Source organism: Catenulispora sp. MAP12-49 (assembly GCF_041262705.1).
GTDB lineage: Bacteria > Actinomycetota > Actinomycetes > Streptomycetales > Catenulisporaceae > Catenulispora.
The window spans coordinates 65,281-78,928 of the sequence record NZ_JBGCCP010000003.1; the positions used below are offsets into that span (position 1 = coordinate 65,281).

The window sequence follows — 13,648 nt, forward strand, 5'->3', positions numbered from 1 at the left end:
GATTGGTGGCGGCGTGCTGGAGACGTCCGGGAGCGCCCAAGCGGCCGGCACACCGGCGGACACTGTCACCGTGCAGGTGTGGCTGACCCCTGATCTGGCCGGTGCCGCAGGGTTCGCCGACGCGGCGTCCACGCCGGGTGGGGCCGGGTATCACCGCTATCTGAGTCCGAGCGCTTATACGGCGCGCTTCGGTCCGTCGGCCGCGCACATCAAGGCCGTCACGGACTGGCTGACGCACGCGGGCCTGAAGCAGGTCCACGTCAGCAGCGGCCACGACTTCGTCTCGGCGACCGGTGCGGTGACGAAGCTGGACGTGCCGGCCTCGCTCGCGGCCGACGTGCTCGGCGTGACGGGGCTGGGCGCCGGGGGTGCGGCGACTTCGGCGATGGCGAGGTCGGCACCTGTGGCGACGTCAAAGGCCGCTCCGACCTGCTCGCAGTACTGGGGCCAGCACACCCAGAACCTCCAACCGTCCTACAAAGGCCTGACCAAGGCCTCGCTCCCGATCTGCGGCTACTCCGCCGCCCAGATGCGCGCTGTCTACGGCGCCACCTCCGCGAACACCGGCAAGGGCGTGACCGTCGCGCTGACCGAGGACGCGTCGCCGACCGCGATGTTCGCGACGCTGACCGAGTACGCGAAGACCAACCACCTGCCCGCGCCGCGCAGCTCTCAGTTCCGGCAGATCGAGGGCGGGATCGGCTGCACGGCTTCCGCGAAGGGCGCCCCGGACCGCCACACTCCGGCGCACCACACCGCCTCCCGCCATTCCGCCGCTGCCGACGCAGCGCCCGGCCCCGCCGTCGACGACGAGGCCCAGATGGACTCCGAGGCCCTCTACGCCCTCGCCCCCGACGCGAACCAGCTCATGGTCGTTGCCGGCGGCTGCGGGGACCAGGACCAGTCCCTGTTCGACGCCACACTGTCCGTCCTGATCGGCGACGGCGCGCACCCCAGCGCGACGATCGTCTCCAACTCCTGGCAGATCCCCCTTGGCATCGAACCCGAGCAGGTCGCGCACGCGATCGACCTGCGCGCCGCGGCCGAGGGCGTCGGCATGTACTTCGCCTCCGGCGACACCCCAGGCCTCACCATGACCGGCTCCGACCCATACGTGACCGTCGTGGGCGGCACCACCATCGGCATCGGCGCGCACAATGAGCGGCTCGTCGAGACCGGCTGGTCCACCGACAGCGCGTCGCTGGACGGCGGCGCCTGGAACGACGAAGGCATCGGCGGGGGTGGCGGCGGCACCAGCCTTGTCTACGGCCAGCTCTTCTACCAGAAGGGCGTCGTCCCGCCGTCGATGGCGCAGGACCCGGTCAACAAGAAGGCCGACAAGAAGGTCAACAAGAAGGTCGACAAGAAGGCCGACGAGAAGGCCGACAAGAAGACCGTGGCCGGCCGCGCGGTGCCCGACCTCGCGGCCGACGGCGACCCGGACACCGGCATGATGGTCGGCTTCATCCAGACCGGCACCGACGCCAAGCCCGGCCCGTACCAGACCCTGCCGAACGCCGGCACCAGCCTGGCGACCCCGCTGGTCGCGGCCCTGGTCGCCGACGCGCAGCAGGGCCAGGCCGCGCCCTTCGGCTTCATCAATCCCCTGCTGTACCGGCTGGCCGGCACTTCGGCGCTGCGCGACGTGCTGCCGGTCGGCGCCTCCACGCCGCAGCAGGACAGCGCCGCCTACACCCCGGCCGCCGACGGTATGAGCCCCAGCCTGGACGTCTTCGGTGCCCAGGTACCTGGCCCCGGCCAGCAGGTCATCGCCAAGGGGTACGACACGGTCACCGGTGTGGGTACACCCAACGGTGCCGCTTTCATCGCCGGACTGCGCAAGGGGCATCCGTGACGGCGGCGCTTCGTTGACCGATCAAGTCAGTCACCATAGGTTCGAGCCATGCGAGGAAGGCTTCCGGCACGGCCGCTGGCCGAAGTGGCCGACGCGGCCGTGCGGGTCTTCACCGACAAGGGATACCGCCCGGCCGGCATCTCCGATGTCGCCCGCGAACTCGGCCTGAGCCACGGGGCCGTCTACACCTACGCCGGCAGCAAGCAGGCGCTGCTCTACCTGGCGCTGCTCCGGGTGCTCGATCCCGAGGCGGCCGCGGGGTTGGCGACGCCGGTGGTGGCGCCGCCGACCGAGCGCATCGTCGAGGCGGTGAAGGTGTGGACGGCCGCGCGCGGTGGTCTCGCGGGTTTCAGTGAGCGGCTTGCCGAGACGCCCGCGGAGTCGGCCGAGGAGGCGCGCGAGGAGCTGGCCCGGGTCGTCGACGGACTCTACGGCTTCATCGAGGACAACAGCACCGCCCTGAAACTGTTCGCGCGCTGCTCCGAGGACCTCCCCGAGATGACGCAGTGGTACTACGTCGAGACTCGCCGGGGCCTGCTGGAAGCGCTCGGCGGGTATCTCAGGGCCCGGATCGGGGCCGGGCTGCTGCGGCCGGTGCCGGACGTGCCGGTCGCGGCGCGTTTCATCGTCGAGACGATCGCCTGGTTCGCGATGCACCGGCACGGGGATCCGGACTCGGCGATGCTCAGCGACACCGAGTGCCGACGGAGCGTGAAGGATCTCGTGGCGGCCGCCTTCGCGCTGTAGCCGGGCGGCGACCGTCCGAGGGGGCAGGCCGTCCGCGACGGCAAAATCTCCCAGGTTCTGGCGGCATTTTTCCGGTGGCCACGCCTCGACACCGCCGTCTCGATGGCCTTTCTATGGGCCCCGCACCGCCCGCACATAAAGATCCTGACCTGCGCCACCGGTTCGCCATACGTCGGAGAAAAAGTCGCTGAGCTGCGGTGTCATGCTTCGCGTCGGCCATCTACTACGCGGCATAGAGGTTTTTCTTATGTGGTTTTGACATCGGACATGCCACTCTGAGAGCCCTCCGAGGGAGCCCGACCCTCGGCGGTGTGCGAGTGCAGACCCGCGCGCCTGCCCGGCCCCGTTCCGTTCGCGTCCCCGCGTGACCGGTCATACGGGGCCGGGTCCTTTTTCGCGCCGTGTTCCTCCTCACATCCGGTGGCCCGCTGAGGACTTCCCCGTACGGGTTTCCGCGCGTTGCACAAGGTCATGGCGTCCGTCTCACTGGTCAGTCGGCGGTGAGGCGAGGTCCGCGATGCCCCGTAGAGTCATCCGACGACCGCCCCTGATGCGTGGCGCCGGCCCGGGCGGGGAATGCGCTGCCGAGGTCCTGCCGTTGCATCGTTGTCGGCCACGACAGCCGCCCGCGCCCGCGCGGAGCCGGTTGGGCGGCCTGCGACGACACCCCCGGATTTTCCGATGTAGGAGGTAGAGCGCCGTGGATTCGCTGCCCAGGCGTGTGGCGCTCCTTTCCGTCCATACTTCTCCGCTGCACCAACCGGGGACCGGCGACGCCGGGGGGATGAACGTCTACATCGTCGAGCTGTCGCGGCGCCTGGCCGACCTGGGCATCGAGGTGGAGATCTTCACCCGGGCCACCACCGGGGCGCTGCCGCCGGCCGTCGACCTCGCGCCCGGTGTGCTGGTGCGGCACGTCACGGCCGGCCCCTACGAGGGACTTTCCAAAGAGGACCTGCCGGGGCAGCTGTGCGCCTTCACCTCCGGCGTGCTGCGCACCGAGGCCATGCACGAGCCCGGCTACTACGACTTGATCCACTCCCACTACTGGCTCTCCGGCCAGGTGGGATGGCTGGCCAAGGAGCGGTGGGGAGTGCCGCTCATCCACTCCATGCACACGCTGGGCAAGGTGAAGAACGCCGCGCTGGCCCTCGGCGACGACCCCGAGCCGACGGCCCGGCTGGTCGGCGAGGACCAGGTGGTGGACGCCGCCGACCGGCTGATCGCGAACACCGACCAGGAGGCCGCGGAGCTGGTGCGGCTCTACGGTGCCGACCCGGGCCGGGTGTCGACCGTGAACCCCGGCGTGGACCTGGACCGCTTCCGTCCGGGGGACAAGCTGGCGGCGCGGGAGTCGGTGGGACTGCCGGCCGATGCCGAGGTCCTGCTGTTCGTCGGCCGGATCCAGCCGCTGAAGGCACCGGACGTGCTCCTGAGGGCCGCCGCCGAGCTGATCGCCCGGGCGCCGGAGCGGCGCGACAAGCTGGTCGTCGCCGTGGTCGGCGGGCCCAGCGGGTCCGGGCTGGCCGAGCCCACGCACCTGCACCGGCTGGCGCGGCGGCTGGGGATCGCCGACGTGGTGCGGTTCGTGAAGCCGGTGGACCAGACCCGGCTGGCGGACTGGTACCGGGCGGCCGACGTCGCGGTCGTGCCCTCCTACAGCGAGTCCTTCGGGCTGGTCGCCATCGAGGCGCAGGCCTGCGGTACGCCGGTGGTGGCCGCGCGGGTCGGCGGCCTGGCCACGGCCGTGGCCGACGGCCGCTCCGGCGTCCTGGTCGCCGGGCACGACCCCGGGGACTACGCGACGGCGGCCGCGCGGCTGCTCGACGCTCCGCACCTGCTGGCCGACTACGGCGAGAACGCCGTCGGCCACGCGGCCCGCTTCGGCTGGTCCGCCACCGCCGCCGCGACGGCGGACGTCTACAGCCGTTCGATCGAGGATCTGCGGGCGCTCCGGTACCGGGAGTTGTGCGCCGGCCAGTAGGACGGCGGCGGCGGGACGGCAATAGGGTCGGTCCATGGCTGGTGATCGAGAGAGCTTGAAGGCCGCCGCGCGCGCGGCGGTGCTGGAGGCCGTGGCCGAAGCGGGTGTGGAGTACGAGCAGCCCGCGGAGGGCACGTTCGTGGTGAAACTCCCGGGCGAGCACAAGCTGTGGACCACGTGCTCGCTGGTGGTCGGCGACCACACGCTGTCGCTCAACGCCTTCGTGGCGCGCCGGCCGGACGAGAACCACGAGGGCGTCTACCGCTGGCTGCTGGAGCGCAACACCCGGCTCGGCTCGCTGGCCTTCGCGCTGGACCGGCTCGGCGACGTCTACCTGGTGGGCCGGCTGCCGCTGGGCCTGATCACCGCCGCGACCGTGGACCAGCTCCTCGGCGAGGCGGTCGCGGCCTCCGACTCCTCCTTCGACCAGCTCCTGGAGCTGGGCTTCGCCTCGGCGATCCGCCGGGAGTGGGAGTGGCGCACCTCGCGCGGGGAGTCGCTGGCGAACCTCGCCGCCTTCCGCCACCTCGTCGAGCGGACAACGGACACCCGGGACGAGAGCGGGACCGAACAGCCGAAGTAGGTCCAGACCACGACGTGGACGGGACCGAACAGCCGCTGAGCCGATTAGTAGGCTGGCGGCATGACCGCCGAATACCGCCTCATCCTGCTCCGCCACGGCGAGAGCGAGTGGAACGCCAAGAACCTGTTCACCGGCTGGGTGGACGTCAACCTCAACGCCAAGGGCGAGGCCGAGGCCGTGCGCGGCGGCGAACTGCTGCGCGAGCACGACCTGCTGCCGGACGTGGTCCACACCTCGGTGCTCCGGCGCGCGATCCGCACCGCGAACCTGTCCCTGGAGGCCGCCGACCGCCACTGGATCCCGGTCCGCCGCAGCTGGCGCCTGAACGAGCGCCACTACGGCGCCCTGCAGGGCAAGGACAAGGCCGCGACCCTGGCGGAGTTCGGCGAGGACCAGTTCATGCTGTGGCGCCGCTCCTACGACGTCCCGCCGCCCCCGCTGGCCGTGGACGACCAGTACTCGCAGTTCGACGACCCCCGCTACGCCGGCCTGCCCACGGAGCTCCGCCCGCAGACCGAGTGCCTGAAGGACGTCGTCGACCGCATGCTGCCGTACTGGTACGACGCGATCGTCCCGGACCTGCGCTCCGGCAACACGGTCCTGGTCGCCGCCCACGGCAACTCCCTGCGCGCCCTGGTGAAGCACCTGGACGGCATCTCCGACGCGGACATCGCCGGCCTGAACATCCCCACCGGCATCCCGCTGCTCTACACGCTGGACGGCGACCTGCGCCCGACGAAGACCGGCGGGCAGTACCTGGACCCGGAGGCCGCCGCGGCTTCGATCGAGGCGGTCAAGAACCAGGGGAAGAAGTAGCCCGGGAAGCCGGCAGTAGCCCGAAAATCGTTTGCCCCACCGGTGCCGCCGTGCGAATCTGCACGGCGGCACTGTCGTTCTACGGAAAGGGCACGGGCATGCGCCGTCGCTTCGAAATCTCCGTTTCCCTTTTGGATCGAGCTTTCGAGGACGCAACCAACCGTGCCCACTGTGAACATCGGGATTCTCGCGCATGTCGACGCGGGTAAGACCAGCCTGACCGAGCGTCTGCTCTTCGAGACCGGGACCATTGGCCGGCTCGGGAGTGTGGATGCCGGGACCACGCAGACCGACCGGGGTGAGATCGAGCGCCGGCGCGGGATCACCATCAAGTCCGCCGTCGCAGCCTTCGAGGTTGGCGATCTGCGGGTCGATCTCATCGACACTCCTGGGCACTCCGACTTCGTCGCCGAGGTGGAGCGGGCGTTGGGGGTGCTGGACGGTGCCGTGCTGGTGCTGTCGGCTGTCGAGGGAGTGCAGGCGCATACTCGGCGGTTGATGAAGACGCTGCGCCGGCTTCGGGTGCCGACGCTGTTGTTCGTGAACAAGATCGACCGGGTCGGGGCGCGGGATGAGGAGCTGCTCGCCGATGTGCGGCGGCTGCTGACGCCCGGCGCGGTCGCGGTGACCGGGGTCGAGGGGATCGGGACGAAGGCGGCGCGGGTTTCGCCCGTGGCGCTGAGCGCGTCCGATGCCGAGCGGCTGGCCGAATACGACGATGCCGTGCTGGCCGCGTTGGTCGAGGACCGGATGTCGGAGCCGGTGGAGCTGCGAGCGGCCTTGGCGCGGCAGACGGCACTGGCGAAGATCTACCCGGTCTACTTCGGTTCGGCCATCACCGGTGTCGGTGTCGCGGACCTGGTCGGCGGCGTGCGCGAGCTGCTGCCGCGCGCCGGGGGCGATCCGGACGGCGAGACCCGGGGGACCGTGTTCGCCATCGAGCGCGGACGCGCCGGCGAGAAGACCGCCTACGTGCGTATCCGCAACGGCATGCTGCGCACCCGGGACCGGACCGAGTTCGGGACGATCACCGGTCTGGAGGTCGTCGGCCTGCCGGGCGGGGGCGCGGGGGAGGCGCGGCCCGGCGACATCGCGAAGGTCAGGGGACTGCCGGGGATCCGGGTCGGCGACCGCTTCGGATCCGGTGGGAACGCAGACAAAACAGATGACGCCGACACAGCAGACGGCGACACAAACGCCGCCGCCGACTTCGCCACGCCGAGCCTGGAAACCGTGGTGCGCGCGGCGAACGGCGACCGCACCCGGCTGCACGCCGCCCTCGTCGAGATGGCCGATCAGGACCCGCTGATCCGCACTCGCGCGCTCCCCGGCGGCGAGAGTTCGGTCCTGCTGTACGGCGAGGTCCAGAAGGAGGTCGTCGCCGCGACCCTGGCTGAGGAGTATGGCGTCGAGGCGCTCTTCGAGCCGAGCCGGACCGTCTACACCGAACGGCCCAGCGGCGTCGGCGAGCACCGCGAGGACATGAACCACGATCCGAGCACCCGCCTGCGCGCCACCCTCGGATTCCGCGTCTCGCCGGGCGCGTCGGGCAGCGGCCGGGTGTTCCGGTACGAGACCGAGCTCGGTGCGCTGCCGCCGGTGTACCACCGTGCGACCGAGGAGACCGTGCTGCGGTCGCTGGAGCAGGGGCTCGACGGCTGGGAGGTGACCGACGTGGTGGTGACGATGGTGCACAGCGGCTTCTGTTCGGTGACCAGCGTCGCGGGCGACTTCCGCAAGCTCGCGCCGTTCGTGCTGATGCGTGCCCTGACCGCTGCCGGGACCGAGGTCTACGAGCCCTGCCACGCCTTCGAGCTGGACGTGCCGGCCGACACCGTGTCGGCGGTACTGTCGGCGCTGATCGCGGCGGAGGCCGAGATCGAGGTGTCGGAAGGCGGGACGGCGTCGTGGTCCCTGCGCGGGAACCTGCCGGCCCGGACCGTGCAGGACGTTGAGAAGACGCTGCCGGGGCTCACACGTGGCGAGGCCGTGTGGCTGTCGCAGGCTGCGGGGGACCGGCTGGTGCGTAGCCGGCCGGCGGCCCGGGAGCGGACCGACGGGAACCCAGCCGAGCTCGACCAGTACTTGCGCCATCTTTCATTGGAGAAGGGCTAGAACCCTGAGCCTGCCTACCCCGGTTGTATCTGCGTGAGATCTCTCAGGAAAGGCACCGGCCCGGAGCACCACGAGGAGTTCCGGGCCTTCGTCACGGGAAGCCAGGGCCACCTGAGGCGCTCGGCCTACGTGCTGTGCGGTGACTGGCACCTCGCCGAGGACCTCGTCCAGACCGCTTACCAGCGGATCTTCCGGGCGTGGCACCGCGTGCGGGTGATGGACCTGCCGGACGCCTACGCGCGGCGCGTCGTCTACCGCTGCTTTCTCGACAGCCGCAAGTGGCAGCGGGAGGCGGCGTCGCTGGAGGCGCTGCTCGACCGGCCCGCCCGGCAGGACGACGCCGCGGTGCGGCTGACGATCCTGGCCGCGCTTGCCGAGCTCGCCCCGCGTACGCGTGCCGTCGTGGCCCTGCGCTACTGGGAAGACCAGAGCGTCGAGCAGACGGCGGCCGCGCTCGGGATCAGCACCGGCACGGTCAAGAGCATGTCCGCGCGCGGGCTGGCGCAGCTGCGGGAGCGGCTCGGCGACTTCGCGACCTTGCTTCCCGACTCCGTAGAAACCAGGTGAGGCAGCAATGGACACACAGAACTTCGGAGACGCACAGAACTTCGGAGACGCACAGAATTCGGACCTGATGGTCCATGACGTGATCGGCCGGCTCTTCGAGGGGCCGGAGCCGACCCACCGCGCGGATCTGGCCGAAGGCGCGATCGCGCACGGGATGGCCGTGACCCGGCGCCGCGGCTTCGCCGTGGCCGGGGCGACGCTGAGCGTGCTGGCGGTGGTCGCCGGGGCGGCGGTGGTGGCCGGGGGAGGGTCGGGCGGCTCCGGCGACTGGTCGCTGGGCCCCGCGAGGATCTCGCCTCAGGCCTACGAGGACGCCGCTCCCACGTACGCGGACCGGCAGCGGGAGATCACCGAGCAGCTGCCGAAGGTGTTCGGCGCGCTGCTTCCGGCCGGGGTGACGGTGACCCCGGATCCGAAAAGGGCCGGCTCCGGCGGCGGAACCTATATGGCGACCGGTGACTACGAGCCGGAGACCATGCTGCGGTCAGGCGGCCGCTACTACCCGGTGGAGTTCGCCGGCCCCACCACGGCCGACGACCTCAGCGGTTATTCGGACGCCTTCGCCAAGGAGAAGGCGGCTCCGATCGCTGTGGCCGGCGGGTCGATCCGGATGGCGGTGGTCCCGGACGGGACCGGGCCGGGGAAGTCCGGGTTCTTCACCGCCTGGTACGAGTTCAAGCCCGCTGACGCGGCCAAGCCGGCGTTCCGCTTCATGCTCTACAGCGGCCAGGCCGGCGATACCGGAACCACACCGATCGACGCGGCGGCCTTCAAGAAGATGGTGGAGTCGCCGGGATTCGCCGGGCTCCAGCAGCTCTTCGACCCGTCGGTCCAGGCCTCGGCCGCGGCTGTCCGGGAGCGGTACAGCATCGAGGCGAAGATCAATGCGGAGGCCGAGAAGGTCCTGCCGCCGGGGTTCCGGCTCAAGCTCAATCCCGGGGCGCCCGGCCGGCTCGAACTCGTGGGTCCTGAGGGGGTAGACACCTTCAGCTGGGGTGCCACCCCCGCGTCGCAGGTGAAGGACTCCTGTGCGGTGGGCTCGCTGTGTTTTGCCGTTGCCGACCACTCGTCCCGGGAGGTGGGCCCGGATGGGAAACCGCGACTCGGCTACTACGAGGGATGGACGGGCAAGTCCGAGGGATCGATGGTCGGGCTCACGGTTCTCGGCAAGCCGATGACATGGAGCACGGGCATGGGGGCCGATCCGTTGCAGCTGGGCAAGCCCGTGGAGACGGCGCCGCAGGGCCCCGGTCTGACGCCGCAGCAGGCCATGGCGATCGTCAAGGCGCCGGGGGTGGCGAAGGTGATCGCGGACGTCCAGAAGCTGGCGGCCATGCCCTATTAGCGGTCGGCTGTCGCCAGAACGCTGAACGGCTCCGGCCGGCTGCCGAGAAGGGCAGCCGGCCGGAGCCGTTGAACGCGTGTGCCGGAGCGCTCAGCTCGCCGGCGTCGTCGGGTGCTCGCCGGTCACCAGGAACACCAGGCGCTTGGCCACCGACACCGCGTGGTCGGCGTACCGCTCGTAGTAGCGGCCGCACAGGGTGACGTCGACCGCGGTCTCGATGCCGTGCTTCCACTTGTCGTCCATCAGCGCCTTGAACAGGCCGCGGTGCAGGCGGTCCATCTCGTCGTCCTCGGACTCCAGGGCCAGGGCGGCCTCGACGTCCCGGGCGGCGATGATCGAGCCGACCTTGGCGACCAGCTCGGCGGCGATGTCGCCCATCTCCACGATGGTGCCGCGGATCTCCGGCGGGATGGCCGACTGCGGGTAGCGGCGGCGGGCCACCTTGGCCACGTGCCGGGCCAGGTCGCCCATGCGCTCCAGGTCGGCGCTCATGCGCAGGCTGGTGATGATGGTGCGCAGGTCGCCGGCCACCGGCTGCTGGCGGGCCAGCAGGTCGAAGCTGCTGTCGTCCAGGGAGTGCTGGAGCTCGTCGACCTTGTCGTCGGCGTCGATGACCGACTCGGCCAGGGTCAGGTCGGCGTCCAGGAGCGCGGTGGTGGCGCGGGTCATGGCCGAGCCGACCAGCCGCGTCATCTCGACCAGGGTGTCGCTGATCGAGTCGAGCTCCTCGTGGAAGGCGTCGCGCATGGGGTTACCGCTCCTGTCGTCGCGTGATCGCGTGTGCTCTCGTCTGCTGTGCGGACGCCGTCCACTCTCCCCTTTTCAGGCGTCGTCGGACAATGCCGCAGGTGAATCGACAGGGACGCGAAAGTGAACTCTTGGCCACGTCGGTACGGCGGAATGATCCGTGGGAGTGTTCGCGGTGCGAAGCGCCCTTACTGTTGGCTGTGTGAACGTCAATGCTGCGACCGCCGGGCTGGCCGCGCTGATCGGCCTGGGTACCGGGGTCAGCGGAGCTTTGGCCTTCCGGTTCAGTGAGAGGGAACGAGTGGGTCCACCCGAACCGCCCAGCGACGACCCGGTGCCCCCGGGCGTGGCCGGCGTCCTGCAGGTCCTGCGCAGCTCAGCCGTGGTGCTGGATGCCAGCGACGCCGTCGTGAAGGCCTCCCCGGCCGCCTACGCCATGGGACTGGTCAAGTCCCGCAGCCTGACCTCGCCGGAGCTGCTCGAGCTGGCCCGGCACGTGCGCCGGGACGGCGAGATACGCCAGGTCGAGATGGACCTGCCGCACGGCGCGACCGCGGTGCTGCACTCCACCGTCCGCATCGCCCCGCTGGGCGCCACCCTGGTGCTGGTGCTGGTCGAGGACCGCACCGAGGCCCGGCGGGTAGACGAGGTGCGCCGGGACTTCGTGGCCAACGTCTCGCACGAGCTCAAGACCCCGGTCGGGGCGCTGTCGCTGCTGGCCGAGGCCGTGCAGTCGGCCTCCGACGACCCCGAGGCGGTCCGCCGGTTCGCGGCCCGGATGCAGCAGGAGTCGCACCGGCTGACCTCGCTGATCCAGGACCTGATCGACCTGTCGCGGGTGCAGATCGACGCCCCGCTGGCCGCCTCGGCGGAGAAGGTGCACATCGCCGAGGTGGTGGCCGACGCGCTGGACCGCAGCTACGAGACCGCCGCGGTGCGCCGGATCGAACTGGTCGCCGACGCCGAGGACGACGTCGCGGTGCGCGGGGACCGGACCCAGCTGTCCGCGGCCCTGGGCAACCTGGTGGAGAACGCGGTGAACTACTCCCCGGACGACACCCGGGTGGCGGTGACCGTCAAGCACGTCGGCGATCTGGTCGAGATCTCCGTCACCGACCAGGGGATCGGGATACCCGAACGGGACCTGGAGCGGATCTTCGAGCGGTTCTACCGTGTCGACCCGGCGCGCTCGCGCGCCACCGGCGGCACGGGTCTGGGCCTGTCGATCGTCAAGCACATCGCGGCCACGCACGGCGGGGAGGTGACGGTGTGGTCCTCCGAGGGGAACGGCTCCACCTTCACCCTGAAGCTCCCCGTCTGTGTCGAGGAACGCGATCTGGCACGCGCCGTCTGAGCGACCGTGCACAACCGAGCCATACCAAGTGGGAGGACCCCGAAGTGACCCGTGTACTCGTGGTCGAGGACGAGGACTCGATCAGCGACCCCCTGTCCTACATGCTGCGCAACGAGGGCTTCGAGGTGGCGGTCGCCGACTCGGGACCCGCCGCGCTGGAGGAGTTCGACCGGCACGGCGCGGACCTGGTGCTGCTGGACCTGATGCTGCCGGGCCTGCCCGGCACCGAGGTCTGCCGGCAGATCCGGGCCAAGTCCAACGTCCCGGTGATCATGCTCACCGCCAAGGACAGCGAGATCGACAAGGTGGTCGGCCTGGAGCTGGGGGCCGACGACTACGTCACCAAGCCCTTCTCGGCCCGCGAGCTGGTGGCCCGCATCCGCGCCGTGCTGCGCCGCCAGGCGGCCAGCGACGAGCCGGACGGCGGCGCGCTGGAGGCCGGCCCGGTCCGGATGGACGTGGACCGGCACAAGGTGACCGTCGACGGCCGCCCGGTGGAGCTGCCGCTGAAGGAGTTCGAGCTGCTGGAGATGCTGCTGCGCAACTCCGGCCGGGTGCTGACCCGCATGCAGCTGATCGACCGGGTGTGGGGCGCGGACTACGTCGGCGACACCAAGACGCTGGACGTGCACGTCAAGCGGCTGCGCGCGAAGATCGAGCCCGACCCGGGGACGCCGGTGCACCTGGTGACGGTGCGCGGGCTCGGGTACAAGTTCGAGGGCTGAGCTTCCGGAGCTGAGCTTCAAGGGCTGAGTTTCCAGGGCTGAGCGCGGTCGGGAGCGGATCCTCCCGGCACGCCGCGGACGCCGGCCTCGGGGGTCGACGTGCGTCACGAGGGGCCCCGGTCGGTGACCGGGGCCCTTTCGGCGTTGGGGTGCGCGGGTGTGCGCGTGTGCCTGTGCCGGTGCGCGTCGCCGCGCTCAGCGCGTCGACATCGACGGCGGGGGCGGCGGCGTGGTGTTCGACCGCGACCCCATCACCGGGCCGCTGGGCGTGCTGCTGTGCGGCGGGGGCGGCGCGGAGGTGGTCGGCTTCGGCGCGGACGTGGGCTGCGGGTGGGTCGGCGCCGGGTTCCTCGACCGGGACGAGGTCGCCGAGGTGGCGGACGCGGAGGCCTGCGAGTCGTTGATGGACCCGCCGCTGGGCCGGTCCTGCGATGTCGTCCCGCCCGGATCCATCGCCGCCCCGCTGGGCCGGTCGGCGTCGCCGGAGGCGTCGGCCCCGGTGGTGGAGACCACCGCGCTCTTCGTCAGCGGAGCCGGCTGGTGGCCGGCGGCGCTGCCGCAGGCAACGCAAACGGCGCAGACCAGGGCCGCCGCGACTGCGGTGGCGGCGGCCCTGGCCGGTGCTACGGTCCCCCGGATCGGCATGGATGCCACTGTAGCCAAGCGAACAGCCATGCGGGAGGACTCGTATGCGTGCACGCGGTGTGCGGCGCGACTGCTCCACCGTATCCGGTCGGGGCGGCTTTTCGCTTGATAACAGGTGAAAATCAGGGGTTCTTCACTCGAAGGGGTTTGTGCCCTGATCTGGAG

Annotated in this window: 12 protein-coding genes; 11 read left to right on the forward strand and 1 reads right to left on the reverse strand. The window is 71.0% G+C overall.

Annotation, left to right across the window (positions count from 1 at the left end):
• Window positions 1-13: 13 nt before the first annotated feature.
• The 8 genes from ABIA35_RS07495 to ABIA35_RS07530 all read left to right on the forward strand — a co-directional run bounded on the left by ABIA35_RS07495 (window position 14) and on the right by ABIA35_RS07530 (window position 10,012).
• Complete coding sequence (locus tag ABIA35_RS07495) at window positions 14-1,855, forward strand: protease pro-enzyme activation domain-containing protein (protein ID WP_370335548.1); 1,842 nt, start codon at window positions 14-16, stop codon at window positions 1,853-1,855.
• A 48-nt stretch (window positions 1,856-1,903) separates the two neighbouring features.
• Window positions 1,904-2,602: a helix-turn-helix domain-containing protein gene (locus ABIA35_RS07500; RefSeq protein WP_370335547.1), complete on the forward strand. Its 699-nt coding sequence runs from the start codon at window positions 1,904-1,906 to the stop codon at window positions 2,600-2,602.
• A 700-nt stretch (window positions 2,603-3,302) separates the two neighbouring features.
• Window positions 3,303-4,586 (forward strand): D-inositol-3-phosphate glycosyltransferase, encoded by a 1,284-nt coding sequence (mshA, locus tag ABIA35_RS07505; protein WP_370335545.1) that lies wholly within the window; start codon window positions 3,303-3,305, stop codon window positions 4,584-4,586.
• Between the two features lie 34 nt (window positions 4,587-4,620).
• Window positions 4,621-5,169 carry a YbjN domain-containing protein gene (locus ABIA35_RS07510; protein WP_370335544.1) on the forward strand — a complete coding sequence of 183 codons (549 nt, stop codon included), beginning with the start codon at window positions 4,621-4,623 and terminating at the stop codon, window positions 5,167-5,169.
• Between the two features lie 60 nt (window positions 5,170-5,229).
• Window positions 5,230-5,985: a phosphoglyceromutase gene (locus ABIA35_RS07515; RefSeq protein ID WP_370335542.1), complete on the forward strand. Its 756-nt coding sequence runs from the start codon at window positions 5,230-5,232 to the stop codon at window positions 5,983-5,985.
• Between the two features lie 162 nt (window positions 5,986-6,147).
• The gene (locus tag ABIA35_RS07520; protein ID WP_370335540.1) at window positions 6,148-8,100 is read left to right on the forward strand and encodes a GTP-binding protein; all 1,953 of its coding nucleotides are present in this window, start codon (window positions 6,148-6,150) and stop codon (window positions 8,098-8,100) included.
• Between the two features lie 33 nt (window positions 8,101-8,133).
• Window positions 8,134-8,667, forward strand: a complete 534-nt coding sequence (locus tag ABIA35_RS07525; protein WP_370335539.1) for a SigE family RNA polymerase sigma factor — start codon at window positions 8,134-8,136, stop codon at window positions 8,665-8,667.
• Between the two features lie 7 nt (window positions 8,668-8,674).
• Window positions 8,675-10,012, forward strand: coding sequence for a hypothetical protein (locus ABIA35_RS07530; RefSeq protein WP_370357441.1), 1,338 nt, complete (start codon window positions 8,675-8,677; stop codon window positions 10,010-10,012).
• Between the two features lie 90 nt (window positions 10,013-10,102).
• Here the strand turns inward: ABIA35_RS07530 and phoU are convergent, their stop codons facing one another.
• Window positions 10,103-10,759 carry a phosphate signaling complex protein PhoU gene (gene phoU / locus ABIA35_RS07535; protein ID WP_370335537.1) on the reverse strand — a complete coding sequence of 219 codons (657 nt, stop codon included), beginning with the start codon at window positions 10,757-10,759 and terminating at the stop codon, window positions 10,103-10,105.
• A gap of 202 nt (window positions 10,760-10,961) precedes the next feature.
• On the opposite strand from phoU, the gene ABIA35_RS07540 reads away from it, so the two are divergent.
• From ABIA35_RS07540 to ABIA35_RS07550, 3 genes are all read left to right on the forward strand, one after another.
• A complete protein-coding gene (locus ABIA35_RS07540; RefSeq protein WP_370335535.1) occupies window positions 10,962-12,113 on the forward strand; it encodes a sensor histidine kinase in 1,152 nt (383 codons plus the stop codon).
• 44 nt (window positions 12,114-12,157) lie between these two features.
• Complete coding sequence (locus ABIA35_RS07545; RefSeq protein ID WP_194899711.1) at window positions 12,158-12,838, forward strand: response regulator transcription factor; 681 nt, start codon at window positions 12,158-12,160, stop codon at window positions 12,836-12,838.
• 229 nt (window positions 12,839-13,067) lie between these two features.
• Entirely contained in the window at window positions 13,068-13,592 is a 525-nt protein-coding gene (locus ABIA35_RS07550) for a hypothetical protein (protein ID WP_370357442.1), read from the forward strand.
• The last annotated feature ends 56 nt before the right edge of the window (window positions 13,593-13,648 follow it).

What these genes read in the sequence shown, in the direction of transcription:
- ABIA35_RS07530 (WP_370357441.1), top strand. Translation starts at nt 8,675, where the DNA reads ATGGACACACAGAACTTCGGAGACGCACAGAACTTCGGAGACGCACAG.
- ABIA35_RS07515 (WP_370335542.1), top strand. Translation starts at nt 5,230, where the DNA reads ATGACCGCCGAATACCGCCTCATCCTGCTCCGCCACGGCGAGAGCGAG.
- ABIA35_RS07500 (WP_370335547.1), top strand. Translation starts at nt 1,904, where the DNA reads ATGCGAGGAAGGCTTCCGGCACGGCCGCTGGCCGAAGTGGCCGACGCG.
- phoU (WP_370335537.1), bottom strand. Translation starts at nt 10,759, where the DNA reads ATGCGCGACGCCTTCCACGAGGAGCTCGACTCGATCAGCGACACCCTG.
- ABIA35_RS07510 (WP_370335544.1), top strand. Translation starts at nt 4,621, where the DNA reads ATGGCTGGTGATCGAGAGAGCTTGAAGGCCGCCGCGCGCGCGGCGGTG.